Origin of the sequence: Leifsonia sp. SIMBA_070 (assembly GCF_046534635.1) — a bacterium.
In the GTDB taxonomy this organism is placed as follows: domain Bacteria; phylum Actinomycetota; class Actinomycetes; order Actinomycetales; family Microbacteriaceae; genus Leifsonia.
In genome coordinates this window covers 1-1,197 of the sequence record NZ_JAWRYK010000007.1, presented here as the reverse complement: position 1 = coordinate 1,197, position 1,197 = coordinate 1, and the positions used below count along the sequence as shown (strand labels likewise).

Genomic DNA, 1,197 nt, shown 5'->3' with positions numbered 1-1,197 from the left:
ACTTTACGAAACACGGAAACCGAAGACCATTCATGTTGTTGCTCAGGTCGCAGACGTTTTGCAGCAGCAGTCGCTTCACGTTCGCTCGCGTATCGGTGATTCATTCTGCTAACCAGTAAGGCAACCCCGCCAGCCTAGCCGGGTCCTCAACGACAGGAGCACGATCATGCGCACCCGTGGGGCCGCCATGCCGGCGATAATGGCCTGCTTCTCGCCGAAACGTTTGGTGGCGGGACCAGTGACGAAGGCTTGAGCGAGGGCGTGCAAGATTCCGAATACCGCAAGCGACAGGCCGATCATCGTCGCGCTCCAGCGAAAGCGGTCCTCGCCGAAAATGACCCAGAGCGCTGCCGGCACCTGTCCTACGAGTTGCATGATAAAGAAGACAGTCATAAGTGCGGCGACGATAGTCATGCCCCGCGCCCACCGGAAGGAGCTGACTGGGTTGAAGGCTCTCAAGGGCATCGGTCGAGATCCCGGTGCCTAATGAGTGAGCTAACTTACATTAATTGCGTTGCGCTCACTGCCCGCTTTCCAGTCGGGAAACCTGTCGTGCCAGCTGCATTAATGAATCGGCCAACGCGCGGGGAGAGGCGGTTTGCGTATTGGGCGCCAGGGTGGTTTTTCTTTTCACCAGTGAGACGGGCAACAGCTGATTGCCCTTCACCGCCTGGCCCTGAGAGAGTTGCAGCAAGCGGTCCACGCTGGTTTGCCCCAGCAGGCGAAAATCCTGTTTGATGGTGGTTAACGGCGGGATATAACATGAGCTGTCTTCGGTATCGTCGTATCCCACTACCGAGATATCCGCACCAACGCGCAGCCCGGACTCGGTAATGGCGCGCATTGCGCCCAGCGCCATCTGATCGTTGGCAACCAGCATCGCAGTGGGAACGATGCCCTCATTCAGCATTTGCATGGTTTGTTGAAAACCGGACATGGCACTCCAGTCGCCTTCCCGTTCCGCTATCGGCTGAATTTGATTGCGAGTGAGATATTTATGCCAGCCAGCCAGACGCAGACGCGCCGAGACAGAACTTAATGGGCCCGCTAACAGCGCGATTTGCTGGTGACCCAATGCGACCAGATGCTCCACGCCCAGTCGCGTACCGTCTTCATGGGAGAAAATAATACTGTTGATGGGTGTCTGGTCAGAGACATCAAGAAATAACGCCGGAACATTAGTGCAGGCAGCTTCCA

General features: G+C 56.7%; 2 pseudogenes. Both read right to left on the bottom strand.

The window, feature by feature from the left end:
• Positions 1–129 precede the first annotated feature (129 nt).
• A pseudogene (locus SB754_RS19115) lies at positions 130–471 on the bottom strand (hypothetical protein); the annotation flags it as partial.
• Positions 472–520: 49 nt separating this feature from the next.
• A pseudogene (gene lacI, locus SB754_RS19110) lies at positions 521–1,197 on the bottom strand (DNA-binding transcriptional repressor LacI); the annotation flags it as partial.